The sequence below is a fragment of the Pseudoalteromonas sp. ND6B genome (assembly GCF_000764215.1).
Classification (GTDB): Bacteria; Pseudomonadota; Gammaproteobacteria; order Enterobacterales; family Alteromonadaceae; genus Pseudoalteromonas; species Pseudoalteromonas tetraodonis.
Window position 1 is genome coordinate 112,460 of record NZ_JQFL01000067.1, and the last position, 23,748, is coordinate 136,207.

The window sequence follows — 23,748 nt, forward strand, 5'->3', positions numbered from 1 at the left end:
GATGTTTCGTCGTTATTTAGCTGTTACTAAGCCAGGTATTATTATGGGGAATTTGATCAGCGTTGCCGGTGGTTTTTTACTTGCCGCCCGCGGTGATATAGACCCATGGTTAATGTTGGTTACCTTGGTTGGTTTATCGCTTGTTGTTGCATCGGGATGTGCCATAAACAATGTTATTGATAGAGACATTGATGTTGCTATGGCACGTACTCGCTCACGTGTAACTGTAACGGGCGAAATGTCTGCAAAAGCCGCTTTAAGCCATGGCGTGTTATTAGGGCTAATTGGCTTTGGCTTATTAATCGCCTTTACCACTCAAGCGGCGGTATTTTTTGCCGCCTTTGGCTATGTCATTTATGTAGGGGTGTACAGCCTCTACATGAAACGCAACTCTGTTTACGGCACCTTTATTGGTAGTCTGTCGGGCGCAGTTCCACCTGTTGTTGGCTATTGCGCCGTTACGGGTGTGTTCGATATGGGTGCATTAATACTGTTGGTGATGTTTAGTTTGTGGCAAATGCCGCACTCATATGCGATTGCTATTTTTCGCTTTAAAGATTACCAAGCCGCTAATATTCCAGTATTGCCCGTGGCGCAAGGTGTTAACAAAGCTAAGCGCCATATTGTGCTTTATATTGCGGTATATGCTTTAGTGGTGATGCTATTGCCAATTAGTGGTTATACCGGTGCTGCCTTTATGGCCGTTGCCTGTATTACCAGTTTTTGGTGGTTACTCATGGCACTTAGAGGGTATCGCTACAACATAGACACCACCCGTTGGGCACGCCAAGTGTTTGCGTTTTCTATTATTAATATTACCGCTTTGAGTATTGCCATGGCTGTAGATTATCAAACAATTGCGCCACAGTTAGTGGCGCTAAACTGATCTTAAACGATCAATGAACCGAGTTAATTCCCAAAGTTAACCAAAGGCTCTGAGCATTGCGAGGAGCCTTTTTTCATTCCTAAAACAAAGCTTAGCTATTTACTTAAGCTCTCCGCATCATAAAACATCGGTTTCAATGTGCCACAATTTATAAATTTATAATTGAGCTCACCAGCAGAAGGCACTTCGGTTGAGGTACGAAACTTTTGTAAACAGGCGCCATTTAAATCAACAAACATAATATGATGAAAGCTGGGCGGTTGGGTTATTTGATGAATATAAATACGGTTATTGTTTTTTAGCGTAACCATATCGTACTGCTGCCATTTTGAGGTTGGATTTAAATCGGTTAGCTCACGCGTAAACATTTGCTCGCTGAGCTCTATCAGTTTATCACTGTAAACTAAGCTACCCCCTTGCTTGTAATCACCAAGGTATACATCGCCGGTAATCGCGACTTCTTCGCCTCGCATTAAGCGTTGAATATTAAATGGCTTTGGTTTTACTGTGATTAACTCAGCATCACGTACTAGATCTAAAAACGGAATATCCGATACATCCACTTTGTACATAACGTGCATATTATAAGGAAGCTCATAGCTTGGAATATTAATGGCGTACACACTTGAACCATGGTTAACCAGTACCATGGCATGCTCTGCTTCATATTTGGGATCTAATGGCGGAAGCTCAGGTGGGTCTTCAGCCAGAGCGCTTATCGGTAAAACTAAACAGATAAACAATAATATAAAAGTGAATAACCGCATAATAACCTCAATTAATTTATAAGCTTAAAGTGTAGCTTAGTTTATGTATTTTTTATTTAAAAACTGGCCGCTTGTTCTATAACAATGCCATGGCGCTTTGCTAGGCGCTGATGATCTCTGTCATAGCCTCCACCAATCACAGTGGCAACAGGAGTATTATTTGCAAGGCAGCGTTTAAGCACTAAGTGATCGCGCTTTTCTATCCCTTGCCAACTAATATCCAGTTTGCCTAAGCCATCCTCTTGCCAAATATCAACGCCAGCATCGTATAAAACAAGATCCGGGTTAAGCTCGTTTAATAAAAATTGCAGCGTATCGTCAACAATACCTAAATATTCAGCGTCTTGCATATTATTAGCTAAACCAATATCTAAATCGCTAGGGGACTTTCTAAATGGGAAGTTTTTTTCACAGTGTATTGAACAGGTAAACGCATATGGTTGATGAGCCAGCATAGCTGCGGTGCCATCGCCTTGGTGAACATCTAAATCAAAAATCAGTACGTTGGTAACTTCCCGGTTTTGAATTAACGTTTGTGCGGTAAAAGCTAAATCGTTAACCATACAAAAACCCGATCCAAAATCACTGTGGGCATGATGAGTGCCGCCTGCTAAGTGGCACGCAAGTCCATTTTCAAGTGCTAAACGCGCGGTTTGCAGTGTTCCCAACGGAGCGGTAAATGTGCGGTTCATTAGTGCTTGTGACCAAGGCAAGCCAATACGGCGCATGGCTTTTTCATCTAGGCGGTTATGCCATAAATCGTGAATGTAGTTTTCACAATGTACTATTTCTAGCTCTTCTACACTACCATGTGGTGGTTCTGTGATATTACTGCCAGCAAGTCCAAGGGTTTTAACATGCTGGTGTAGCTGAGCAAACTTACTCATTACAAAGCGATGCTTGGGATCAAAACTAAACGAGTAGTTAGGATGATAAACTAAAGGTAGATTGGGGTTTAAACTCATATCTGCGTCGTTTAATTATTTTTGATTATGGTAATAAACTTCACGCAGTGCGTCTATTTATGTTTGGTGAATAAGCGTTTCAAGCTCGCGGTGTAATAATGTTTCATCAGCAAGGTTTAGCTCAACTAAACGCTTTAAATGCGTGATACTGTCTATATCAATACTATGGCATTTAAGACCAATATGGTTTTCTTCTATGTGACGAATAACCACCGGCATTTTTATTTCAATATCGCTTTGTGGCAAAGTAAAACGTAGTACTGCTTCGTCATTTTTGTTCCCAGTAAATGCATCGCTTTTAGTAATAAGCGCACCATGTAAAGAGATATCTAATAGAGTGCATTCATACTGGCTGCTAGCCATAACTAATTGCGCTGCAGTAGAGAACATAATACGAGAAAATTGCCGACGGTTTTGCATAATAATCTTATAAAGCTGTTATTTATAATAAGCATAGCTGGTAATGCCCAACACGCCAATTTGCTTAAAGATAAAAATAGCTCGCATAAAAAAGCCCCGCATTAAATGCAGGGCTTTTAACTTATTCACTGTGGCTGTTAGCCAATTTTTTTATACTTTATGCGCTTAGGCTGTGCAGCTTCTGCGCCAAGAGTCTTTTTAAGCCACTCTTCGTATTCAGTGTAGTTACCATCAAAGAAGTTAATTTGGCCTTCGTCGCGGTAATCTAAAATGTGTGTAGCAATACGGTCAAGGAACCAACGGTCATGCGAGATACACATTACACAACCTGGGAATTCTAAAATAGCATTCTCAAGAGCACGTAATGTTTCAACGTCCAAGTCATTAGTTGGCTCATCCAGAAGCACCACGTTGCCGCCTGCTTTTAACAGCTTAGCTAGGTGTAAGCGGTTGCGCTCACCGCCAGATAAGTCTTTAACAAACTTTTGCTGATCGTTACCTTTAAAGTTAAAACGGCTAACGTAAGCACGGCTTGGGAACTCAAAGTTACCAATTTTTAGTACATCTTGGCCGTCAGAGATTTCTTGGAATACCGTTTTGCTTTCGTCCATGTTGCCACGGAACTGATCAACAGTTGCCAGTTCTACTGTTTCACCAATGCTAATATTGCCGCTATCTGGCTGCTCTTCACCGCTTAACATTTTGAATAGCGTTGATTTACCTGCACCATTGGCACCAATAATACCCACAATAGCGCCCTTAGGCATGCTAAAGCTTAAATCATCAATTAAAACACGGTCGCCAAAGCTTTTACGTAAGTTGTTTACTTCTAATACTTGGTCACCTAAACGTGGCCCAGGTGGAATAAACAATTCGTTGGTTTCGTTACGTTTTTGGTAATCAGACTGTTGTAGCTCGCTAAACTGCGCCATACGTGCTTTTGACTTAGCTTGACGACCTTTAGGGTTTGAACGCACCCACTCAAGTTCTTGTGCAATCGACTTTTGACGTGCTTTTTCAGATTTTTGCTCTTGTTGTAAGCGGGCATCTTTTTGCTCAAGCCAAGAAGAATAGTTACCTTCCCACGGAATACCTTCACCACGGTCAAGCTCTAAAATCCAACCTGCTACATTATCAAGGAAGTAACGGTCATGCGTTACTGCCACAACAGTGCCTTCGTAGTCATGTAAGAAGCGCTCTAGCCAGGCAACCGACTCAGCATCTAAGTGGTTAGTTGGTTCATCGAGAATCAGCATATCTGGCTTTTCAAGTAACAAACGACAAATAGCAACACGACGGCGCTCACCACCCGATAGGTGCTCAATTTTAGCATCCCACTCAGGTAAACGAAGTGCATCGGCAGCACGCTCTAATACGTTATCGATATTATGACCATCGTGCGCTTGAATAACCGCTTCTAATTCACCTTGCTCTTTAGCCAGTGCGTCAAAGTCAGCGCCTTCCATTGCGTATTCGTTATACACTTCGTCAAGGCGGTTAAGGGCATGTTTTACTTCACCTACAGCTTCTTCAACAATTTCACGAACTGTTTTACTTTCGTCCAAAACAGGCTCTTGCGGTAAGTAACCAATTTTAGTGCCTGGTTGAGGGCGAGCTTCACCTTCAAACTCTTCATCAACACCCGCCATAATGCGAAGTAGTGATGATTTACCAGAACCATTTAAACCTAACACACCAATTTTTGCGCCTGGGAAAAAATGCAACGAAATATCTTTTAAGATAGTGCGTTTTGGTGGCACAACCTTAGATACTCGACTCATCGAGAATATAAACTTATCAGGTAAAACCATGGAAGGAGCCTTCAAATAATAATAAAAATTTCAATGCTGTATTGTAGTGGCTCACAGGTGAAACAGTCAACGAATGGCACTGTTTTAAAGTACATATTCAATTTATACAAACCGCGTGAATAAATTTCATTTAGACATCTATACATCTAGAGGTTGATATTTTTGGCATTCTGTTCATAATGAGAGCGTATTAACTCTCGGTTTTTATGAGCAGGAGCTTTAAGAATGCCAATTACAGTAGAAGACGAATTGCCAGCTATTGCACGTTTACGTCATGAAAACGTGTTTGTAATGCCAAAAACGCGTGCAAAAACCCAAGAAATACGCCCTATGCGTTTGGCTATTCTTAATCTGATGCCTAATAAAGTAGAAACCGAAGTACAGTTTATTCGCTTGTTGGCTAACTCTCCGCTGCAAGTAAATGTTGAGCTATTGCGCCTAGATACGCACCGCAGTAGTAGCAACTCAGAGCAACACTTAGATACTTTTTATCGTTACTTCTCAGAAGTAAAAAACAACAACTACGATGCACTGTTAATTACCGGTGCACCGCTCGCGCATTTAGAGTATGAAGAAGTAGCGTATTGGGAAGAGCTCAAAGTAATTATTGATTGGGCCGAGCAACATGTAACTTCTACCTTGTTTTCGTGCTGGGCTGCCCACGCGGCTTTATACCACCGTTATAATTTAAAGCGCGATTTAAAAGACAATAAACTCTGCGGGGTGTTTACCCACCAATGCTACTTTGCCCATGGTGCACTTACCCGCGGCTTTGACGATACCTTTTTAGTACCCCACTCACGCTATGGCCACATAGATATTAATAAAATAAACGCCTGTGAAGAGCTGGTGGTATTAGCGGGCTCTGAACGAGTAGGGGCGTATTTACTTAAAAATAAATCGGGCAGCCAAGTGTTTATTACCGGCCACCCCGAATACGATGCCGACAGTTTAAAAGCCGAATATGAGCGCGATTTACAAAAAAGCCCCGATGCGCCAAAGCCTGAAAACTATTTTCCTGATGACGATGCCAGCAAACAACCGTCTAAAACATGGCAAAGCCACGCGTTTTTACTGTTTTCAAACTGGTTAAATTATTACGTTTACCAAACCACACCCTATGATATTAACTTAGTTAGCCAAGACGTAAGGACTAACAACTATGCCGAATAATCCTCAAAACAATAAGCATGAACAGCTGAGCGCTGCGCTCAAACAGCGCATTTTAATTTTAGATGGTGCAATGGGAACCATGATCCAAGCGCATAAGCTTGAAGAGCAAGACTACCGTGGTGAACGTTTTAAAGATTGGCATGTGCTCATTAAAGGTAATAACGATTTATTAAGCCTAACCAAGCCTGAAATTATTACTGATATACACCGCAGCTTTTTAGCCGCCGGTGCCGATATTATCGAAACCAACACCTTTAACTCGACCACCATTTCGATGGAAGATTACGACATGGCGAGTATAAGCCGTGAAGTTAATTTAGAGTCAGCTAAGTTAGCCCGTGCTGTATGTGATGAATTTAGCGCTAAAACCCCAGAAAAACCGCGCTATGTAGCGGGTGTGTTAGGGCCAACATCTAAAACCTGTTCGTTATCGCCGGATGTAAACGACCCTGGCTATCGTAATATCACCTTTGATAAGTTAGTGACTGCGTATGTGGAGTCTACTCTTGCATTAATGGAAGGCGGCGCTGATTTAATACTTATAGAAACCATATTTGACACCCTAAATGCAAAAGCCGCCTCATTCGCAGTAGAAGAGGCGTTTGAACAAGCAGGGCGTACATTACCAGTGATGATATCAGGCACTATCACCGACGCCTCAGGCCGCACGCTTTCAGGGCAAACCACCGAAGCATTTTATAACTCTATTCGCCATATTAAGCCGCTTTCAATTGGCTTAAATTGCGCTCTTGGGCCAGATTTACTGCGCCAATACGTTGAAGAGCTATCGCGCGTGTGCGAAACCTTTGTCTCTGTTCACCCTAATGCGGGCTTACCCAATGAGTTTGGTGAATATGACCTAGAAGCAGACGACATGGCAAAAGAGATCATAGATTGGGGTAAATCGGGCTTTATTAATATTGTTGGCGGTTGCTGCGGCACTACGCCTGCGCACATTCGTGCCTTTGCCAAAGGGCTTGAAGGCGCAGCACCACGAAAATTACCAGAGCTTGAAGTGCGTATGCGTCTGTCAGGCCTAGAAGCCTGTAACTTAAATTAAGGAGCCGCCAATGACCCAACAAATTGCAGTATTTACCAATGTCGGCGAGCGTACTAACGTAACTGGCTCGGCCATGTTTAAACGTTTGATCATGGAAGAAGACTACGAGACCGCCCTTAATGTGGCCCGCGAACAAGTAGAAAATGGCGCACAGGTTATTGATATCAACATGGACGAAGCCATGCTGGACTCAAAAGCGGCCATGGTGAAGTTTTTAAACTTAATTGCCTCAGAGCCTGATATTTCTAAAGTACCTATAATGGTCGACTCCTCAAAGTGGGAAGTTATAGAAGCAGGCTTAAAGTGTATTCAAGGCAAGGCCATTGTTAACTCCATTTCACTTAAAGAGGGTGAAGAGCCGTTTATTCGCCAAGCTAAAATTATAAAACGCTTTGGCGCCGCCGCTGTTGTGATGGCGTTTGATACCGAAGGTCAAGCCGATACCGCCGATCGTAAGTTTGAAATTTGTGAGCGCAGCTACCGTATTTTGGTCGACGAAATTGGCTTCCCGCCAGAAGACATTATATTCGACCCCAACATATTTGCCGTTGCCACCGGTATAGAAGAGCACGACAACTACGCCGTAGAATTTATTGAAGGCACCCGCCGTATTAAGCAAAATTTACCGCACTGTAAAGTCTCGGGTGGGGTGTCAAACGTATCGTTCTCGTTTAGAGGTAATAACCCAGTACGTGAAGCGATTCACTCGGTATTTTTATACCATGCGATAAAAGCGGGTATGGATATGGGCATAGTAAACGCAGGGCAGCTTGCGGTTTACGACGACATCCCCGAGGAACTTCGTAAAGCAGTTACTGATGTAATACTTAACACCGACCCAGGTGCCGGTGAGCGTTTAGTAGAGCTTGCGCCTAAATATTCGGGCATGGCACAAGCTGAACGCGTAGAAGATTTAGAGTGGCGAACATGGCCTGTTGAAAAACGCCTAGAACACGCTCTAGTTAAAGGCATTACCACTTTTATAGATGAAGACACAGAAGAGTGCCGTGCTGGCGCAGATAAACCTATTCACGTCATTGAAGGGCCACTCATGGACGGCATGAACGTGGTTGGGGATTTATTTGGCGCGGGTAAAATGTTTTTACCCCAAGTGGTTAAGTCGGCCCGTGTAATGAAACGCGCGGTCGCCTACCTTGACCCATTCATTGAAGCCGAAAAAGAAGAGGGCGCGACCAACGGTAAAATTGTTATGGCCACCGTAAAAGGCGACGTGCACGACATAGGTAAAAACATTGTAGGCGTAGTACTACAATGTAATAACTACGAAGTAATCGACTTAGGCGTAATGGTACCTGCCGAAAAAATACTGCAAACAGCAATTGACGAAAAAGCCGATATTATAGGCCTTTCGGGCTTAATTACCCCATCGCTTGATGAAATGGTACATGTTGCCAAAGAAATGAAGCGTCGTGGCTTTGAGCTGCCGCTAATGATTGGCGGGGCAACCACCTCAAAAGCGCATACCGCAGTTAAAATAGAGCCGCAGTACGACAAAGGCGTGGTGTATGTAAATAACGCCAGCCGCGCCGTGGGTGTGGTGTCTAATTTATTATCAAAAGAGCATAAAGCAGAGTTTTTAGCTAAAACCACCGCCGAATACGACAAAGTACGCGAACAACAAGCACGCAAAAAGCCGCGCTCAAAACCGGTTACCATACAGCGCGCCCGTGATAATGCAGCACAGCTTGATTGGGATAACTACACGCCACCCGTGCCTAAAAAGCTGGGCGTGACTGAGTTTAAAAATGTATCAATCGCGACTTTACGCAAATACATAGACTGGACGCCGTACTTTATGACCTGGTCAATCGCCGGTAAATATCCGCGCATAATGACCGACGAAGTAGTGGGCGAACAAGCACAAAGCTTGTTTAAAGACGCCAACGACATGCTCGATGAACTTGAAAAGTCAGGCAGTTTACAGCCATTAGGTGTTATTGGTTTATTCCCAGCTAACCGTGTGGGCGATGATATAGAAATTTACACCGACGAAACGCGCAAAGAGCTATTAACTACCTCATGTCATTTGCGCCAGCAAACCGAAAAAACCGACTTTGCTAATTACTGTTTAGCCGATTACATTGCGCCAAAAGGCACGCCTGATTACTTTGGTGCGTTTGCGGTAACAGGTGGCTTAGAAGAAGACGACCTAGCCAATGCGTTCGACGCACAGCAAGATGACTATAATAAAATAATGGTAAAAGCTGTTGCCGACAGGCTCGCCGAAGCCTTTGCCGAATACCTGCACGAACAAGTGCGTAAAGAGTATTGGGGATATGCACCGGATGAAAACCTGCCTAACGATGAACTCATTCGCGAAAACTACCAAGGTATTCGCCCAGCGCCTGGTTACCCAGCGTGCCCAGAGCACACCGAGAAAAAGAAAATTTGGCAGTTACTCGATACCGAAAAACGCATTGGCATGCAGCTCACCAGCTCATACGCCATGTGGCCAGGTGCTGCGGTGTCGGGCTGGTACTTTTCACACCCACAAGCGAAATACTACGCCGTTGCTGCAATACAGAAGGATCAGGTTGAAGACTACGCTAAGCGAACAAATATGACGCTCGCAGAAGCCGAAAGATGGTTATCGCCTAACTTGGGGTATGAGCCGGAGTAAAGCGAAGTGGTTAAATAGCGAAGCGGTCAGTTTTTAGCGGTCAGCTATCAGTTAAAACAAAAACGAGCCAAGGTAGGCTCGTTTTTTATTTTAAGAACTAGGTTGTTTACAAAGAGTTTATTTAGTGGAATTATTAATCAATATATAAATTCCCGTTTTAGGGGGCACTAACTAAGATAATGGGTAATGTTAAGCTATTAGCTTTTTTAAAAGGATTTACATGAATAAAAAAACTTCAAACTTAGTCATTATATTTTTATCTGCATTCATTACATCGTTTGTTAGCCGCTATTTAACTGATTCAATAATAAACCTAAAAGATCTACCTTTTTATATGGAGTTTTTACTTTTCCTAGCTATTTATTTGGTAATTTATTTCCCACTAAATTGTGTATTCGAAAAATTCGTTGTTAAGTCAACATCTGATAGTTAGCAAAACAGTAAGACAGAATTAAGCATAATGAGTCAGAGGGCTCGCTATATAAGACTTTACAGGTATTTTAGCTTATTGTTTTGTCGCATAGCTGTGTAGCAATTGGCTTGCTCTTAACCACTTTTAAACAAGGCAATTTTATGAAAACGATTGGCATGCTCGGAGGCATGAGTTGGGAGTCAACAGCCAGCTATTACAAAGCTTTAAACGAAGGCGTTAAAAACTCGTTGGGTGGACTGCATAGTGCTAAAATTGTATGGTGAGCGTCGATTTTGCGGAAATTGAAGCGCTACAGCATCAGGGCGATTGGCAACAAACAGCTAAGTTACTTACCAAGGCAGCTAAATCGGTAGAGGCTGGTGGTGCTGACTTTTTACTTATTTGTACCAACACTATGCATAAAGTGGCCGATGAGATTGCCAGTAATATTACCATTCCTATTTTGCATATTGCCGATGCCACCGCCGAGCAACTAAAGCACGATAACATTACGCGAGTAGGGTTGTTGGGAACGCAATTTACAATGGAGCAAAACTTTTACAAAGAGCGTTTAATCGATAAGCATAACATTGAGGTATTAATACCTGAGCCTATTGAGCGAAAGCGAGTGCACGAGGTTATTTATTCGCAGTTATGCCAAGGGGTTATTGATGAAGATTCGCGAGCTGATTATATACGCATTATAGAGCGCTTATTTGCACAAGGCGCGCAGGCCGTTATTTTAGGCTGTACTGAAATAGCCTTGTTGGTAAAGCCACAACATACGCAGGTTCCGCTTTACGATACCACCAAACTACACGCAGAGGCGGCAGTGAAATTGGCTCTCGCTAAATAAATTGTATTAAGCCTAACTTAAAACCGCCAATTGGCGGTTTTTTTGTGTATGGCGTTTTAATAAATAGTTTTAAACGCAGCCACTGTTTTGCATATAAATTGATATGCACCAAGGTTTAAATTAATAGTTCAATTATATAAATTGTTAATTTTAGTAAAAACAGCAAGTTGACTAAGCTAGGTGAAATCACCTATTTACCAACGCTATAAATAGGTCAATAATCTTTTGAAGTATATCCAATTAACCTTAACCCCTAGGATTATTAGTATGAAAAAAATGAATAAACATATATTCACTTTAAGCGCATTGACCATATTGACCGCTTGCGGTGGCTCTAATCAAAGTGAGCAGCCAGACTCTATTGTTGTTAACCCGATAACCCCTCCCGTTTCAATTTCTCCTAAGCTTGTTGTAACGCAAGGTATGATCACCGGATTTGGGAGTATTTATGTTGATGGCATTAAATATAATACCGACACCAGCAATATTAAAAAAAATGGCCTAAACACTCAATTAAACGCACTGAGTGTGGGCATGAAAATTAGCTTTTCAGCGCAAGAAAATGACTCTGGTGAATGGGTTGCTCAAGACGTTGAATACGATACTGAGGTGGAGGGGGTAATTCAGAGTATTGACCGAAATAATAGCCAAATAACGATTGCGAATACCGTTATATTTTATAACGATTTAACGCATTTTATTGATACCTCAGAAGCGCTAATAAGTGTCGGGCAGCGAGTTGAAATAAGCGGCTATCCGCAAGCGGATGGTACTTTTTTAGCGTCATACATTGAATTAGACACCGATACAGACAACGACGATTATGAATATACTGCTGGGATCGTATCTAATTTAGATGAGACCGCATTACAATTTACTATTAATGATGTGGTGATTGATTATCGGCTAGCTGAAATTGATGGGGTATTGGCAAATAACAGCTATGTAAAAGTTGAAGGTAATTTAGTTGATGGCGTGATGGTTGCCAATGAGGTTGATGCGAGAACGGTTAAAGAGTCGCTCGATGTTGATGACGATAGCGTATTACGCTATGAAATAGAGGGACTAATTACTCAAATTAGTGCGACCTCTATAGGGGTTAACGGCCAAGTATTTGACTATGCAAATAATGTTGAGGTTGAAGGTGTTGCACTCAATAACTTAACGGTGGGGATGTTTGTTGAGCTTTATATTGATAATAGTCAGATCATTAAAGTTGAATCAAAACAATCATCTTACTCATCAGACGGCAAAGTAAAAGGCGTTATTGAAAGCATAGACCGTGATAACAAAACGATTACCGTTAATGGCGTGTTATACGTATTCAACGAATTTAGTCGTTTTGAAGATGACGACGAGCAATACTTTAGTTTCGACACCTTAAATATTAATGATTATGTTGAGATTGCTTATCTACAAACGTCACCGTTATTAAGTGTGTTAAAAATCGAAAAAGAAGACCAAGACGAATACCAGCAAGAATGGGAAATGAAGGGGCAGATCACTGCAATTTCAAACAATACAATAACGGTTAATGGAGCTGAAATTGTGTTAGATGCCAATGCAAAATATATCATAAATGATGTATTGGTTTCTCTAACAACGTTTATAGAGCAGCTTGTCGTTGGCGATAGAGTTGATGTTGAAGGCCTATATGATATCAATAACGTATTTGTGCTTGGTAAAGTTGAGCTTGAGAATAAAAGCGACGATGGAGACGACGACGGTGGGGACGCTGGAGATGACGATAATGGCGGTGATGATAACAAAGTTGGCTATGTTGAATTAGAAGGTACGGTTACTGAACTTTTAACAGCAAATAGCTTTATGTTAAACGGCTATGAAGTGCAATTATCTGAAAATGCAGAGCTTGAAGTGAATGACCAAGATGTTAATTTAGCAACGTTTATGAGTGCCTTAACCGTGGGGGCCGCAATTGAAGTTGAAGGCCAATGGGTTGAAAATAAATATATCCTTGCTGATGAAGCTGAACTAAAGTAAGTGAACGTATAACAATAATTAAGGCCACGCTGTTGTGGCTTTTTTTATGGCTAGGTGAAAATGCATAAAGACAAGTTGATTTCATTTACATTGATTCTAATCATTATTTTTAAATTAATTGATTTATCAATCGATATTTCAAGCAATGTAGAACCTAAGCATATTTTTCAAGAAATAATGCTAATTGTTGTATCGTTAGCTTTGTTCGTTTATTTAATGATTGATATCCATAAGCGTACTACGAATGAAAAACTCAATTTGGCGCAGTTAAAAGCGTCAAAAGAAAATATTAGGCTGCTTAACCAGCAACTAGAGGACTCAAAAGTTGCATTTTTTAGTAAAATTGAAGAGCAGTTTCAAAAGTGGGGGCTAACGGCAGCTGAAAAAGAAGTTGCTCTATTTTTAGTAAAAGGATTATCAACTTCAGAGATTGCCAACATTAGAGATAAATCTGAAAAAACCATCAGTAATCAATCTTCGGCTATTTATAAAAAAGCGGATGTAACAGGAAGGCATGAGCTAGCAGCCTTGTTTTTTGAAATGTTGTTGTAGGGTATAAAAAGGGCTAAGTTTGACAGAGGGAGGGCGCTCAGAATTCTGAACACTCTCCTTACCCATTTTAAAAATTAATAAAGCAACTACCCAATGCTAGGCTTATTGTTAATCACCTATTTAACTTTTTTATTTCCAATCGCTTAAACCATACTTTTCCATTATTTGAGATAACTTGCCTGATTCTCTCATTGCTTTTGTGCCTTCATCTACTATCTGTGTTAGCGCTTTACCTTTGGTATTCGGTGAACATGCTATGTAAATTGAATCAGAGGAAGGATTTTGGCCTCCAAGCTTCACTTTACTTTCTAAGTTCATATCCTTAATTTTAGCTTTTCCGACGGAAACTGATTCTATAACGACATCGATCCGATTTGCGGCTAACTTTTTAAAGTTTTTCTCTAGCGCGTCATTCCCTGGAATTGATTTAAAAATATCCTTTCTTGATGCGATTAATTTATCTAAATCTTCGCCATAAGCATAACCTTCAATTACGCCAACTTTTTCTGTTAGTAGAGAGTCTAGGTTATTGAAAACCCATGAAGAGGAATTCAATATAAAGTAACCTGTTATATCTTTTCCCCATTGTTCAGCAGGGAAATTAAAGTCAGGCGCATCTTCAGTATAAGCACCAACAACGCAATCAGAGCTACCTTCTCGGGTGGATACAATGGCACGTTCCCAAGGCATGATTTTGTAATCAACATCATACCCAGCAGCAGAGAAAACCTCGCGGGCAAAATCAATCATAAAGCCTTCTTTTTCAGAGTCAGGTTCTCCATTCATTGGATACCAGCTATCAGCCCGAATACTGACAGTTTTAGCCATTACATTAGCTGATAATATTAAGCTAATTATTAACGCTGGGATGCTCATGCTTTTCATATTTATTACCTTTGAGGTTTTATCTTAGTAAATTTTGTAGAAACAATTTAATAAACGATAACTTATTTGTATGAGATTAATTTTGAGTTTAGGAAATAGTTTGGATTTATCAAATTAAATACAAATATAAGTTAGCTCCAATCATGAAAAAATACTGAGCACTTCAAAGCTCAATTAAAGTTTAAGGCATAAAAAAACCCGCCAGCTTGCAGTTTTTATTAGCAAGTAAAGCTGTTAATTCGCTTTATATTAATGTCCTTTCTCAAAGTCATTTACTTCGCGCTCAGCTTCTCTTTCGATTTACCTATACATCTAAAGTTTTAATTATTGTATTTTATATAGGCTTGTTTATCATGTGAGGCCTATTTACAAAGGCATGTGAATATTTAAGCTTGATAGGGAATCATGTAGCAACCCTCCAAAAAATGTTCACGGCCTATTTTTAAGGCTTCTTGTTTATGTCATTTTTAACAACACTTAAAAAGTTTGGTAATCATATTGGTGCTTACAAAGTGCACTTGTGCTCTGAGGTAAAAGGCAAGCCTTTTACTAATGTGAGAATAGGGAGAGTATTAAATTTTTAAATATATAGCGATGCTGATAGTAAAGTAATCTGGGAGTAGAAATGAAAAAGCTTACTATTTTTTTGTTCCTATTGTTATCTGTTGGATATTCTTCAGTTGCTTTGTATTCGCTTATTAATAGTGATATTGAAGATGTTACTATTTGCAGCACTGATGATAATACTCGCTATATACCAAGTGACGTTTGTGAATATTATTTACTTAATTATAGAGCAGATAAGGGTGATATCGAATCACTTGAATCAGGCGCTGGTCTAGCATTTTTATTTGAAATTAAAGATATAGATAAGCGCGATGCTTATATCGAATACTTTATTTCTAAAGGAATCAAAGTAAATACGTTAAGTCACATAGATGGTTTATCACCTCTACACTCGGCTATTTTGCTTAATGACTTTGGTTTAGTGCAACTTTTAATGGATAAAGGCGCGAGTATTACCATTAAAGAAAAATCACATGGGCTTACACCTTTAGAGTTTATTCATAAACTGAGTGAAAAAAATGCTCAGATAGATAGGCAGCTGATATCTGAACTTTTGGCGTCGATTTCAAATAATAAACAGGCAGGTTAATTCAAAGAATTACCGAATATGTTAAATCTAGTGATTTTATTATTTACCAACAAAAAAACCGCCAATTGGCGGTTTTTTATTAGCAAGTAAAGCTGTTAACACGCTTTATATTAATGACCTTTCTCAAAGTCATTTACTTCGCGCTCGGCTTCATCTTTGGATTTACCGTATTTTTGCTGAATTTTACCAACAAGCTCGGTACGGCTACCTTCAATTTTATCTAAATCATCGTTGGTAAGATCGCCCCATTTTTGTTGCGCTTTACCTTTAAGTTCTTTCCAGTTTCCTTCGATACGATCGCTATTCATAATTAGCTCCTTATTAAGAGTGATGATTTTTCATTTTAAAAGCGTTACTAATAAAATGATTTTTAACGTTCACTTATAAAGTTGCAAAGGCTATACCAGAAAGTGAAACGCTTAATATATCAACTGCTTATGCTTTTTTGGTGCGTAAAGGTTTTTAGCTGGTGGCGAGCTTTATAAAAATTCTGTAGGGTGGCTTGTAATTATTTCAGGGACTGTCACTTCAGGGGGGATTATTACAGGAACACTGTGCTGGTTTTTTATAAGTATAAAAAAAGCGAGCTATTAAAGCTCGCTTTGCTGTTTAATAAAGGAATTAATGTCTAAAGCTAGGCATTAGCGCAGGAATGCCTGGCAGCATGCCTACCAGTGCCATTACACCGGTTAATAATACAAACATTATAAGTGGGATGACCCAGCGACTCATTCGCGATAAATCAGCACTTCTTTCTTTACAGCCAATAAGGCCCAAGTTATCAAGTAGCATAGTTAGTGACCAACCAAATGCAGGGTTTACTAGGCTTGATGCAAACACCACAATGGCGGCTGATTGGGTGGTTTTACCTTCACGGGTCATTTCCATACCCGCTTCAAGTAGTGGAATAAACACCCCTACAATTAAGGCAACACATAATACTGGCTGCCAAATAGCTAAGTCCATTGGGTAACCCCAAACACCCGCGATAATACAAAATAACGCAGTTAAAATTGCGCCTGCAGGAATAGGGCGTTTTGCAATAGCAGCAGGAACAATGTAAGTGCCCCAAGATGACGCAAAGTTAGCACCGCCTAATAGCGAGCCAAAGGTTTGTCTTGTTGATGCGCTAAGCATGGTATCGTCGATATTCATTTGTACTTTTTCAGTACGCTCTGGGTAACTAATTTTTTGAAATACTTGATGGCCTAAAAAGTCAGGCGACCACATAGCAACCGCTAAAACTGCAAAAGGAAGTACAACCACAAAGCTTTCTGCTGTGGGTAAGCCAAGCATCCAGCCGGTGTTTTCGCCCCACCAGTACATAGGGTTCATGTTTGGTAAGCCCGGTGCAGTATGAAACTCAAACGGTGCGCCCAATGCAAAAGCAGTAAAACCACCAATTAAACAGCTCAGTGGCACGGCTAACCAGCGTTTTTTGTAATGCTCCAATAAAGCATAAAGTAAAATTGTGGCTAAGATTACGATAAAGGCAATATGGGTCATTTGAATTTCTTCAGCCCATGCAAATAGTTTTTTAACCTGAGAAATGGTACCCACAAAGCCTAAATAGAGAAGCAAGCCACCACATACCCCTTTACTGGTGAGCTTGGCCATGAGACTGCCGCCTTTACTGAATGCTAATATCAATCCAAAGGCACCTATGAGCAAGCCAAAGGCCATAGGGTGTCCGCCTGCGGCAACCACAATAGGAATTAATGGAATGAGTGGGCCATGAGTACCCGCTAAGTTAGCGGTCGGTAAAATAAAGCCAGAAAATAGTAAAATAAATAACGAAACAATTAAAAGTTCGTAGCGTACGTTTTCAAGTACAAAGCCATCACTCAACCCCAAAGGGCCTGCAAAAGTGGCAGCAATGGCTGCAACCATCACAACTTTACCTATAGTTGCGGCCATCGCTGGAATGGTGTCTTCAAATTCAAAGCGATAATCTCTAAACGGTAAATTTGGACGCCAGCGTTTTGGCTGCATAATTTGCAGTTCGTGCTCTAGATAAGCGTCGCGGCTTTCAAACTCAGAGCTGGGTTTATGAAGATTTTCATAGCTATCGGACACGGTTTGAGTATCCGCTCCTGGTATAGCATCAGATGAATTATCATCTAGCGGCTTGGTGGTCATGACTTCTCCTGCAACTTAGTTGCTAACTCAAAATAAAAATACAGCTTTTACAAAGCAAATGAACGTTGAGTGCGCAGGGTAAAACAGCTTGCTACAGATTGTAATTAGGCAAAAGGTCGTGCATAGCCCAGTTTAACGCTTTGTAAGTGTTAACAAAAATAGCAAAGGGATGTGTTGTAACTGGCTTGTTAAATTTAAAAGATCTTTAAATTCAGTGGTTTATGTTTTTGTTTTTACAGTGTGATCTTGCCATGTAAAATAGCAGAAAGGTCATAAAATCAGCAGATTCAGCAGCAATCATTCTTTAGTCTAATAAAGGTGACGTTAGCCGCTATTTGCTTATTATAAATACAATTAGCCGCAAAGTTGCACAAAACGTAACAATTAAAAAGAGTTTTTACTTAGCTTTAGCTTCGGTTTACAGCTTTATACCTACTAGGTATTTGAAACGAAATGCAATCGTGAGCTAATTTAAGGGCATTTAAATCACTTAAAACGCCACTTGCTTTTTAATAATAAAACGATATTTTTTGCTACAATGGCGGCAAAGTAATTTAGGGTAAATAGCGTGCTGCCGGTTCAAGAAATATATACTTCACTCATTGATGCTTTAAAAGCCAACCCAATCACCTTACTGCAAGCGCCGCCTGGTGCTGGTAAATCAACATGGTTGCCATTACAGCTTATGCGCGATGGACATTATAAGCGCATCGTCATGTTAGAGCCGCGGCGCTTGGCGGCGAGAAATATTGCCAATTATTTAGCGCACTGCCAAAACGAAACGCTGGGGCAAAGTGTCGGTTTACGGGTGCGAGGTGAAAGCAAAGTCAGCACACACACTCGCCTTGAAATAGTTACCGAAGGCATGCTTACGCGCATGTTACAAAACGACCCTGATCTTAGTGATGTTGATTTACTTATTTTTGATGAGTTTCATGAGCGCTCTATTGCCGCCGATACCGCACTGGCTTTTGCTTTAGAGTCGCAAGCAGCATTGCGTGAAGATTTAACTATTATGCTGATGTCGGCCACCCTTGATAGCGATCGCTACACTGAGTTTTTTAATTGCCCAGTGATCCAGTCAAACGGGCGAAGTTACCCTATTGACGAAGTATATTGCCCAATAAAAGATGAAAGCCGCTGGCTTGATGCTATTCCACCAATAATAAAACAAGCACTCAATGAGCAAACAGGCAGTGCGCTGGTATTTTTACCCGGCCAGCTTGAAATACTGCGCGTGCAGCAAGCGCTGAGCGACTTGCCCAGTGATTGTATTGTTGCCACATTATTTGGCGAACAAGATAAAGCCAATCAACAAGCAGCAATTGCACCAGCGCCTCAAGGGATGAGAAAAGTAGTATTAACGACCAATGTTGCCGAAACCAGCTTAACCATTGAAGGTATTAGAATTGTTGTTGATAGCGGCAAGCGCCGTGCAGCCAGCTTTAATTTAAAAACCGGTGTAACTGAGCTTACCACGCAAAGTATATCGCGTTCATCGGCAGTACAGCGCGCAGGGCGTGCAGGACGAATAGAACCAGGGGTTGTGTATCGGTTAGGTTCAAAACAAACTTTTGAGAGACGAAACAGCCACGATAACCCTGATATTCTTACCTCAGATATTAGCCAACTGATGCTTGAGGCGAAGCAATGGGGCGCAAGCATTAGTGAACTCACCTTACTTGACCCGCCAAGTGAGCAACAATGCAGCCAAGCTACCAATTTATTATCTATGCTTGAAGCCATAGATAGTAACGGTAAGCTCACCACGCTGGGTAGTAAAATGTTGGGCTTTGGTGCCGATATTCGCTTAGCGCATATGTTATTAAAAGCGCAAATGTTAGAGCCACGATTAAATGGGATTTATCGCTTAGCTATTTATTTGGTGGCCTTACTAGAAAGCCGAGTTAGCACTGCCAATGAGCTCAACCTAGCACTGCATAGTCAACAGCAGCGTCCGCATCCTGTGTTTAAGCAACAATTAAATTATTGGTTAAAACGCTTAAAATTTACCGATAGCCGCACAGATTTAAACACTGAACATTTAAGCTTATTAGTATCGCTTGGCTATCCAGATCGGATTGCTAAAAAACGTGGCAATGGCTACTTATTAGCAAATGGGGCAGGGGCTGAGCTAAACCCTGACTACTGGCATAATGACGAATATATAGCTATTGCCAGTATGGGCGGGCATAAAGGCGGGCGAGTTTTTGCAGCCACGGCGCTAAATCCATTAGCGCTTAAAGAGTATTTACCGCATTTATTCACTGAGTTGACCCGCTGCGAGTTTGATGAAAAAGCCGCTCGGTTTATTCATCAAGATGAAGTAAAACTTGGGGAAATTACCCTTAGTAGCCAACCAAGTAAACATAAGCTTGATAAAACAGAGCGTGCCAAGGCATGGCTTAGTGTGTTTGCCAAACAGGGCTTTTCACTGTTTAACGAGCAAAAAGAAAGTGAGCAGTTACTTATTAGAATGTGCCTAGCCAGCAAATTGATGCCAGAACAGTTTCCTGTTATTAATCAGCAGCAGCTCATTGAAACAGCAGGTGATTGGTTAGGAGTATACCTTGAAGATATTAAAACCCTTGAGCAACTTAAAAAATTTAATTATTTTGAGGCACTACAAAACTGTTTTAATTGGCAACAGCAAAGCGAGCTAAAATCTTTACTCCCACTGCGACTAACAGTACCAAGTGGCTCTAACATAAAAATTGAATACCAACTTGATGGACCTGCCAAGCTTAGTGTGCGCATGCAAGAGGTATATGGTTTAACCAGTACACCTATGCTAGCTAACGGTAAATTAGCATTGCTAATGGAGTTGTTATCGCCAGGCAAGCGTTCATTACAGTTAACCCAAGACTTAGCACATTTTTGGAATAGTAGTTACCGCGAGGTACAAAAAGAGATGAAAGGGCGCTACCCCAAACATTTTTGGCCAGACGATCCTGCCAATAGCGTTGCCACTAATAGAGTAAAAAGCAGAATGTGATCACGCTTCCTTAATGTCACTTAATGTTAAACGTTGACCATACAAATAACGAACATTTTTGGGCGTTTTACAAGCACTAAACTATTATTACTTTAATGCTGATATTTTACAGAGTAAGACTTACTACGCTAGTGTACATATGAGTCGTAAGGTAGCGAGCGTTTGTAACTAATTGAAGATGCAGCTAACAATCTAAAAGTGATAATAGAGGGAAGATGCATGAAAGACGTTATCTTTAGAGGGCTTGAGGCACTGGTTATTGAAAAATGTGGCATGGCTGCATGGGACGACTTACTTGAATAAATGCACCTGAAGGTCGTGTTTATATTTCTGCAGAAAGTTACCCGGATGAAGAAATAGTTGGTTTGGCACAAGATGTAGCAACTGCACTTTCTATGTCTATGCCAGAGGTATTAAAGGCCTTTGGAGAGTATTTATTTTCTCACTTAAAGGCACGTCACCCAGCTATAGTAGACAGCTTTAATAGTTTTGCTGATCTCATTATTAGTATTGATAAAGTAATTCATGTTGAAGTAGCTAAGCTTTATCATGAGCCTAATTTACCTGAAATTGACGCCAAAATTATTGAAGACGGGTTTATTTTAATGCGTTACAACTCTAAGCGACAGCTTTGTATGTGCGCCGAAGGGCTTATTTTTGGTGCAGCGGCTCATTATGGGGTTGATGCTAAACTTAATCATGCCCAGTGTATGCATGATGGGTTTGATTCGTGTTTAATTGAAATAAAATATGAGACTCCCCATGGCTGAAGACGACTACAATTATAAAAAAGCGTATTTGCGCGAAAAATCAGCCAGAGATCAATTAGAAACCCTACTAGAAGACAAAACACGGGCATTGTTTATTGTTAATCAAGAGCTGGAAGAAAAGCTCGAAACGGTTAAAAACCAACAAATAACCTTAATGCAAAGCGAAAAAATGGCCACGCTAGGGACGCTCTCTGCTGGCATGGCCCACGAAATAAATAACCCGCTTGATTACATAACCAGTAATGTAGAAAGTATAAAATTTATAAAGCCCGTGTTGGTTTCGCTAATGACGGCGGCTCACAATTTGTAGATAAATCGATTTCAGTATCGCAGTTAGAGTCTATTTTAGTTCAGCTCAATCAAGAGAACGATTTAAGCTTTATTGTGGACGATATTGATGACTTAGTTGATGATACCCAAGAGGGATTAGAGCGCATAGCTCATATTGTTAGTAACCTTGTCGACTTTGCAAGCCTAAAAGACAACGTAACTGCAATGGCAGATATTACAGAATCACTCAATGGCACACTAAAACTACTCGACAACCAGCTAGGGACGTGTGCTATAGAGTTACACATTGAAAAGTTACCTCTAACACGGTGTAATATTTCATCTATGAAACAAGTGTTTGTAAACTTATTAATTAATGCGAAACACGCCTGTGATAGCCAGTTCGATCAGCAGGGAAAAATCACCATTAAGCTGTTTGCTAATAAAAATAATATTTATATTGAGGTGGCAGATAACGGCTGTGGGATGGATGGCGACACACTAAAACAAATATTCGATCCTTTCTTTACTACTAAACCCGTAGGCCAAGGCACTGGTATGGGAATGGCTATAGTTTACAACATACTTAAAGAGCACAACGGCGCTATAGAGGTTGAAAGTGAAGTTAATAAGGGGTCTTTAATACGTTGTGCAATACCTATTTCAACAAAGTCCGTGTATGAATCGCCCCGAGTTCATCGGAGACCAGTTTGTTTAAGTCAGGCCACTTTACCTGACTCGTTTAAATTATCATAGTAGTCTGTTTCATATTGAGCTGGTGAAATATACCCAATTGAAGATAATAAGCGTTGATTATTAAACCAATTGACCCACTCTAACGTTGCGTATTCAACAGCATCAACATTCTTCCACGGGCCATTTCTGCGAATAATCTCTGTTTTAAATAATCCATTTATTGTTTCAGCCAATGCATTGTCATAAGAGTCACCCACACTGCCTACAGACGCTTGAATTCCAGCTTCAGCAAGTCGCTCAGTGTATCGTATAGACAAATATTGGCTGCCTCTGTCGCTGTGGTGAATTAACCCTTCGGGGTTGCCACGATGCCAAATAGCTTGCTCTAACGCATCAAGAATAAGCTCTGTGTGCATTGTCGTTGATACACGCCAACCTACAATGTATCGTGAAAAAACATCTATCACGAAAGCGACATAAACAAACCCACTCCATGTGGCAACATAGGTGATGTCAGCTACCCAAAGTTGATTTGGCTGCTCAGCAGTAAATTGACGATTAACTAAATCAAGTGGCTTATCTTGTTGCTCGTCAGGTATCGTTGTCTTATGTGCTTTACCCCGACGAACACCTTGAATTCCCATAACTCGCATCAATCGTTCGACTGTACAGCGGGCGACTTGATGGTCGTCAAGCTGTAGCTGCTTCCATATTTTTCTTGCACCATAAACTGACATATTATCCTCCCACACTTCGCGAATGAGTATTATCAGCTCAGCATCACGCTTTTTGCGGTTAGACAGTCGCTCAGGCTCTCTTTGTATCTGTTTATGAGAATAATACGTTGATGGTGCAATCGGCAATTCCTTGCAAATTGACTCGACACCGTAATGCTCTCTGCAAGCATCAATAAAATCCACTATTACTTCTGTTTGCGGTCGAGCTCCGCTTGGGCGAAAAAAGCGGCAGCTTGCCTCAGGATATCATTCGTTCGCTTGAGCTCTTTATTCTCGCGCTCTAAGACGGCAAGGCGTTCTTCAGTTGATTGCGTATTAGAAGAGGGTTTAGACGGTTGAGCTTGAGATTTCTTGACCCATGCTCTAAGTGTTTCTGGGGTACATCCCAGTTTATCTGAAATCGATACTAGCGCAGCCCAAAGAGAAGGGTATTCATGCTGTTGTGTGGTAACAAGCCTAATTGCACGTTCACGAAATTCTGATGTATAGCGATTTGATTTTTTCATAGTTCCAGTTTCTCAAGTTATTGAGTCTCTGGCAAACACGGGGCGATTCA

General features: G+C 40.9%; 16 protein-coding genes, 3 pseudogenes and 1 other annotated feature. Of the genes and pseudogenes, 11 read left to right on the forward strand and 8 right to left on the reverse strand.

Translation table 11 applies throughout. The features are described 5' to 3' along the window. The first annotated feature begins 1 nt into the window (after window position 1). A complete protein-coding gene (gene cyoE / locus ND6B_RS03700) occupies window positions 2–886 on the forward strand; it encodes a heme o synthase (RefSeq protein ID WP_008111919.1) in 885 nt (294 codons plus the stop codon). A gap of 95 nt (window positions 887–981) precedes the next feature. Here the strand turns inward: cyoE and ND6B_RS03695 are convergent, their stop codons facing one another. From ND6B_RS03695 to ettA, 4 genes are all read right to left on the reverse strand, one after another. Further along, entirely contained in the window at window positions 982–1,653 is a 672-nt protein-coding gene (locus ND6B_RS03695; RefSeq protein WP_033104061.1) for a hypothetical protein, read from the reverse strand. 56 nt (window positions 1,654–1,709) lie between these two features. After that, window positions 1,710–2,618: a histone deacetylase family protein gene (locus ND6B_RS03690; protein ID WP_033104062.1), complete on the reverse strand. Its 909-nt coding sequence runs from the start codon at window positions 2,616–2,618 to the stop codon at window positions 1,710–1,712. A 57-nt stretch (window positions 2,619–2,675) separates the two neighbouring features. Next, complete coding sequence (locus ND6B_RS03685; protein ID WP_008111924.1) at window positions 2,676–3,038, reverse strand: PilZ domain-containing protein; 363 nt, start codon at window positions 3,036–3,038, stop codon at window positions 2,676–2,678. Between the two features lie 137 nt (window positions 3,039–3,175). Further along, window positions 3,176–4,849, reverse strand: a complete 1,674-nt coding sequence (ettA, locus tag ND6B_RS03680) for an energy-dependent translational throttle protein EttA (RefSeq protein WP_008111928.1) — start codon at window positions 4,847–4,849, stop codon at window positions 3,176–3,178. A gap of 225 nt (window positions 4,850–5,074) precedes the next feature. Between ettA and ND6B_RS03675 the strand changes: the two genes are divergently transcribed. From ND6B_RS03675 to ND6B_RS03650, 6 genes and pseudogenes are all read left to right on the forward strand, one after another. After that, entirely contained in the window at window positions 5,075–6,022 is a 948-nt protein-coding gene (locus ND6B_RS03675; RefSeq protein ID WP_008111930.1) for a homoserine O-succinyltransferase, read from the forward strand. Further along, on the forward strand, window positions 6,012–7,082 hold the full coding sequence (locus ND6B_RS03670) for a homocysteine S-methyltransferase family protein (RefSeq protein WP_033104063.1): 1,071 nt from the start codon (window positions 6,012–6,014) through the stop codon (window positions 7,080–7,082). Before ND6B_RS03675 ends, ND6B_RS03670 begins: the two co-directional genes overlap by 11 nt. 10 nt (window positions 7,083–7,092) lie before the next feature. Beyond that, a complete protein-coding gene (gene metH, locus ND6B_RS03665; protein WP_033104064.1) occupies window positions 7,093–9,723 on the forward strand; it encodes a methionine synthase in 2,631 nt (876 codons plus the stop codon). Window positions 9,724–10,296: 573 nt separating this feature from the next. Continuing rightward, a pseudogene (locus tag ND6B_RS19695) lies at window positions 10,297–10,991 on the forward strand (aspartate/glutamate racemase family protein). A 267-nt stretch (window positions 10,992–11,258) separates the two neighbouring features. Then, window positions 11,259–12,992 carry a DUF5666 domain-containing protein gene (locus tag ND6B_RS03655; RefSeq protein ID WP_008465503.1) on the forward strand — a complete coding sequence of 578 codons (1,734 nt, stop codon included), beginning with the start codon at window positions 11,259–11,261 and terminating at the stop codon, window positions 12,990–12,992. Between the two features lie 60 nt (window positions 12,993–13,052). Then, window positions 13,053–13,544, forward strand: a complete 492-nt coding sequence (locus ND6B_RS03650) for a helix-turn-helix transcriptional regulator (protein WP_008465505.1) — start codon at window positions 13,053–13,055, stop codon at window positions 13,542–13,544. A 129-nt stretch (window positions 13,545–13,673) separates the two neighbouring features. Here the strand turns inward: ND6B_RS03650 and ND6B_RS03645 are convergent, their stop codons facing one another. Then, the gene (locus ND6B_RS03645; RefSeq protein ID WP_008465255.1) at window positions 13,674–14,429 is read right to left on the reverse strand and encodes a substrate-binding periplasmic protein; all 756 of its coding nucleotides are present in this window, start codon (window positions 14,427–14,429) and stop codon (window positions 13,674–13,676) included. 625 nt (window positions 14,430–15,054) lie between these two features. Between ND6B_RS03645 and ND6B_RS03640 the strand changes: the two genes are divergently transcribed. After that, window positions 15,055–15,585, forward strand: coding sequence for an ankyrin repeat domain-containing protein (locus ND6B_RS03640; RefSeq protein WP_008465259.1), 531 nt, complete (start codon window positions 15,055–15,057; stop codon window positions 15,583–15,585). A 110-nt stretch (window positions 15,586–15,695) separates the two neighbouring features. Here the strand turns inward: ND6B_RS03640 and ND6B_RS03635 are convergent, their stop codons facing one another. Together ND6B_RS03635 and ND6B_RS03630 are read right to left on the reverse strand one after the other, a co-directional pair. Then, a complete protein-coding gene (locus tag ND6B_RS03635; protein ID WP_008111942.1) occupies window positions 15,696–15,893 on the reverse strand; it encodes a CsbD family protein in 198 nt (65 codons plus the stop codon). 313 nt (window positions 15,894–16,206) lie between these two features. Next, complete coding sequence (locus ND6B_RS03630; protein ID WP_008464416.1) at window positions 16,207–17,724, reverse strand: DUF3360 family protein; 1,518 nt, start codon at window positions 17,722–17,724, stop codon at window positions 16,207–16,209. Window positions 17,725–18,292: 568 nt separating this feature from the next. Between ND6B_RS03630 and hrpB the strand changes: the two genes are divergently transcribed. The 3 genes and pseudogenes from hrpB (at window position 18,293) to ND6B_RS19700 (ending at window position 22,515) form a co-directional block, all read left to right on the forward strand. Continuing rightward, the gene (gene hrpB, locus ND6B_RS03625; protein WP_033104065.1) at window positions 18,293–20,719 is read left to right on the forward strand and encodes an ATP-dependent helicase HrpB; all 2,427 of its coding nucleotides are present in this window, start codon (window positions 18,293–18,295) and stop codon (window positions 20,717–20,719) included. A gap of 219 nt (window positions 20,720–20,938) precedes the next feature. Continuing rightward, window positions 20,939–21,489, forward strand: a pseudogene (locus tag ND6B_RS03620) (heme NO-binding domain-containing protein). Continuing rightward, a pseudogene (locus ND6B_RS19700) lies at window positions 21,482–22,515 on the forward strand (sensor histidine kinase). The pseudogenes ND6B_RS03620 and ND6B_RS19700 overlap by 8 nt, the downstream one beginning before the upstream one ends. On the opposite strand, the gene ND6B_RS03615 reads toward ND6B_RS19700, so the two are convergent. Further along, a protein-coding gene (locus ND6B_RS03615; protein ID WP_089368775.1) for an IS3 family transposase occupies window positions 22,479–23,698 on the reverse strand; the annotation gives its coding sequence in 2 pieces (ribosomal slippage) (window positions 22,479–23,419 and window positions 23,419–23,698; 1,221 coding nt in all). The pseudogene ND6B_RS19700 and the gene ND6B_RS03615 overlap by 37 nt on opposite strands. After that, window positions 23,304–23,420: a sequence feature (AL1L pseudoknot), on the reverse strand. It overlaps the preceding gene by 117 nt. Window positions 23,699–23,748: the final 50 nt, after the last annotated feature.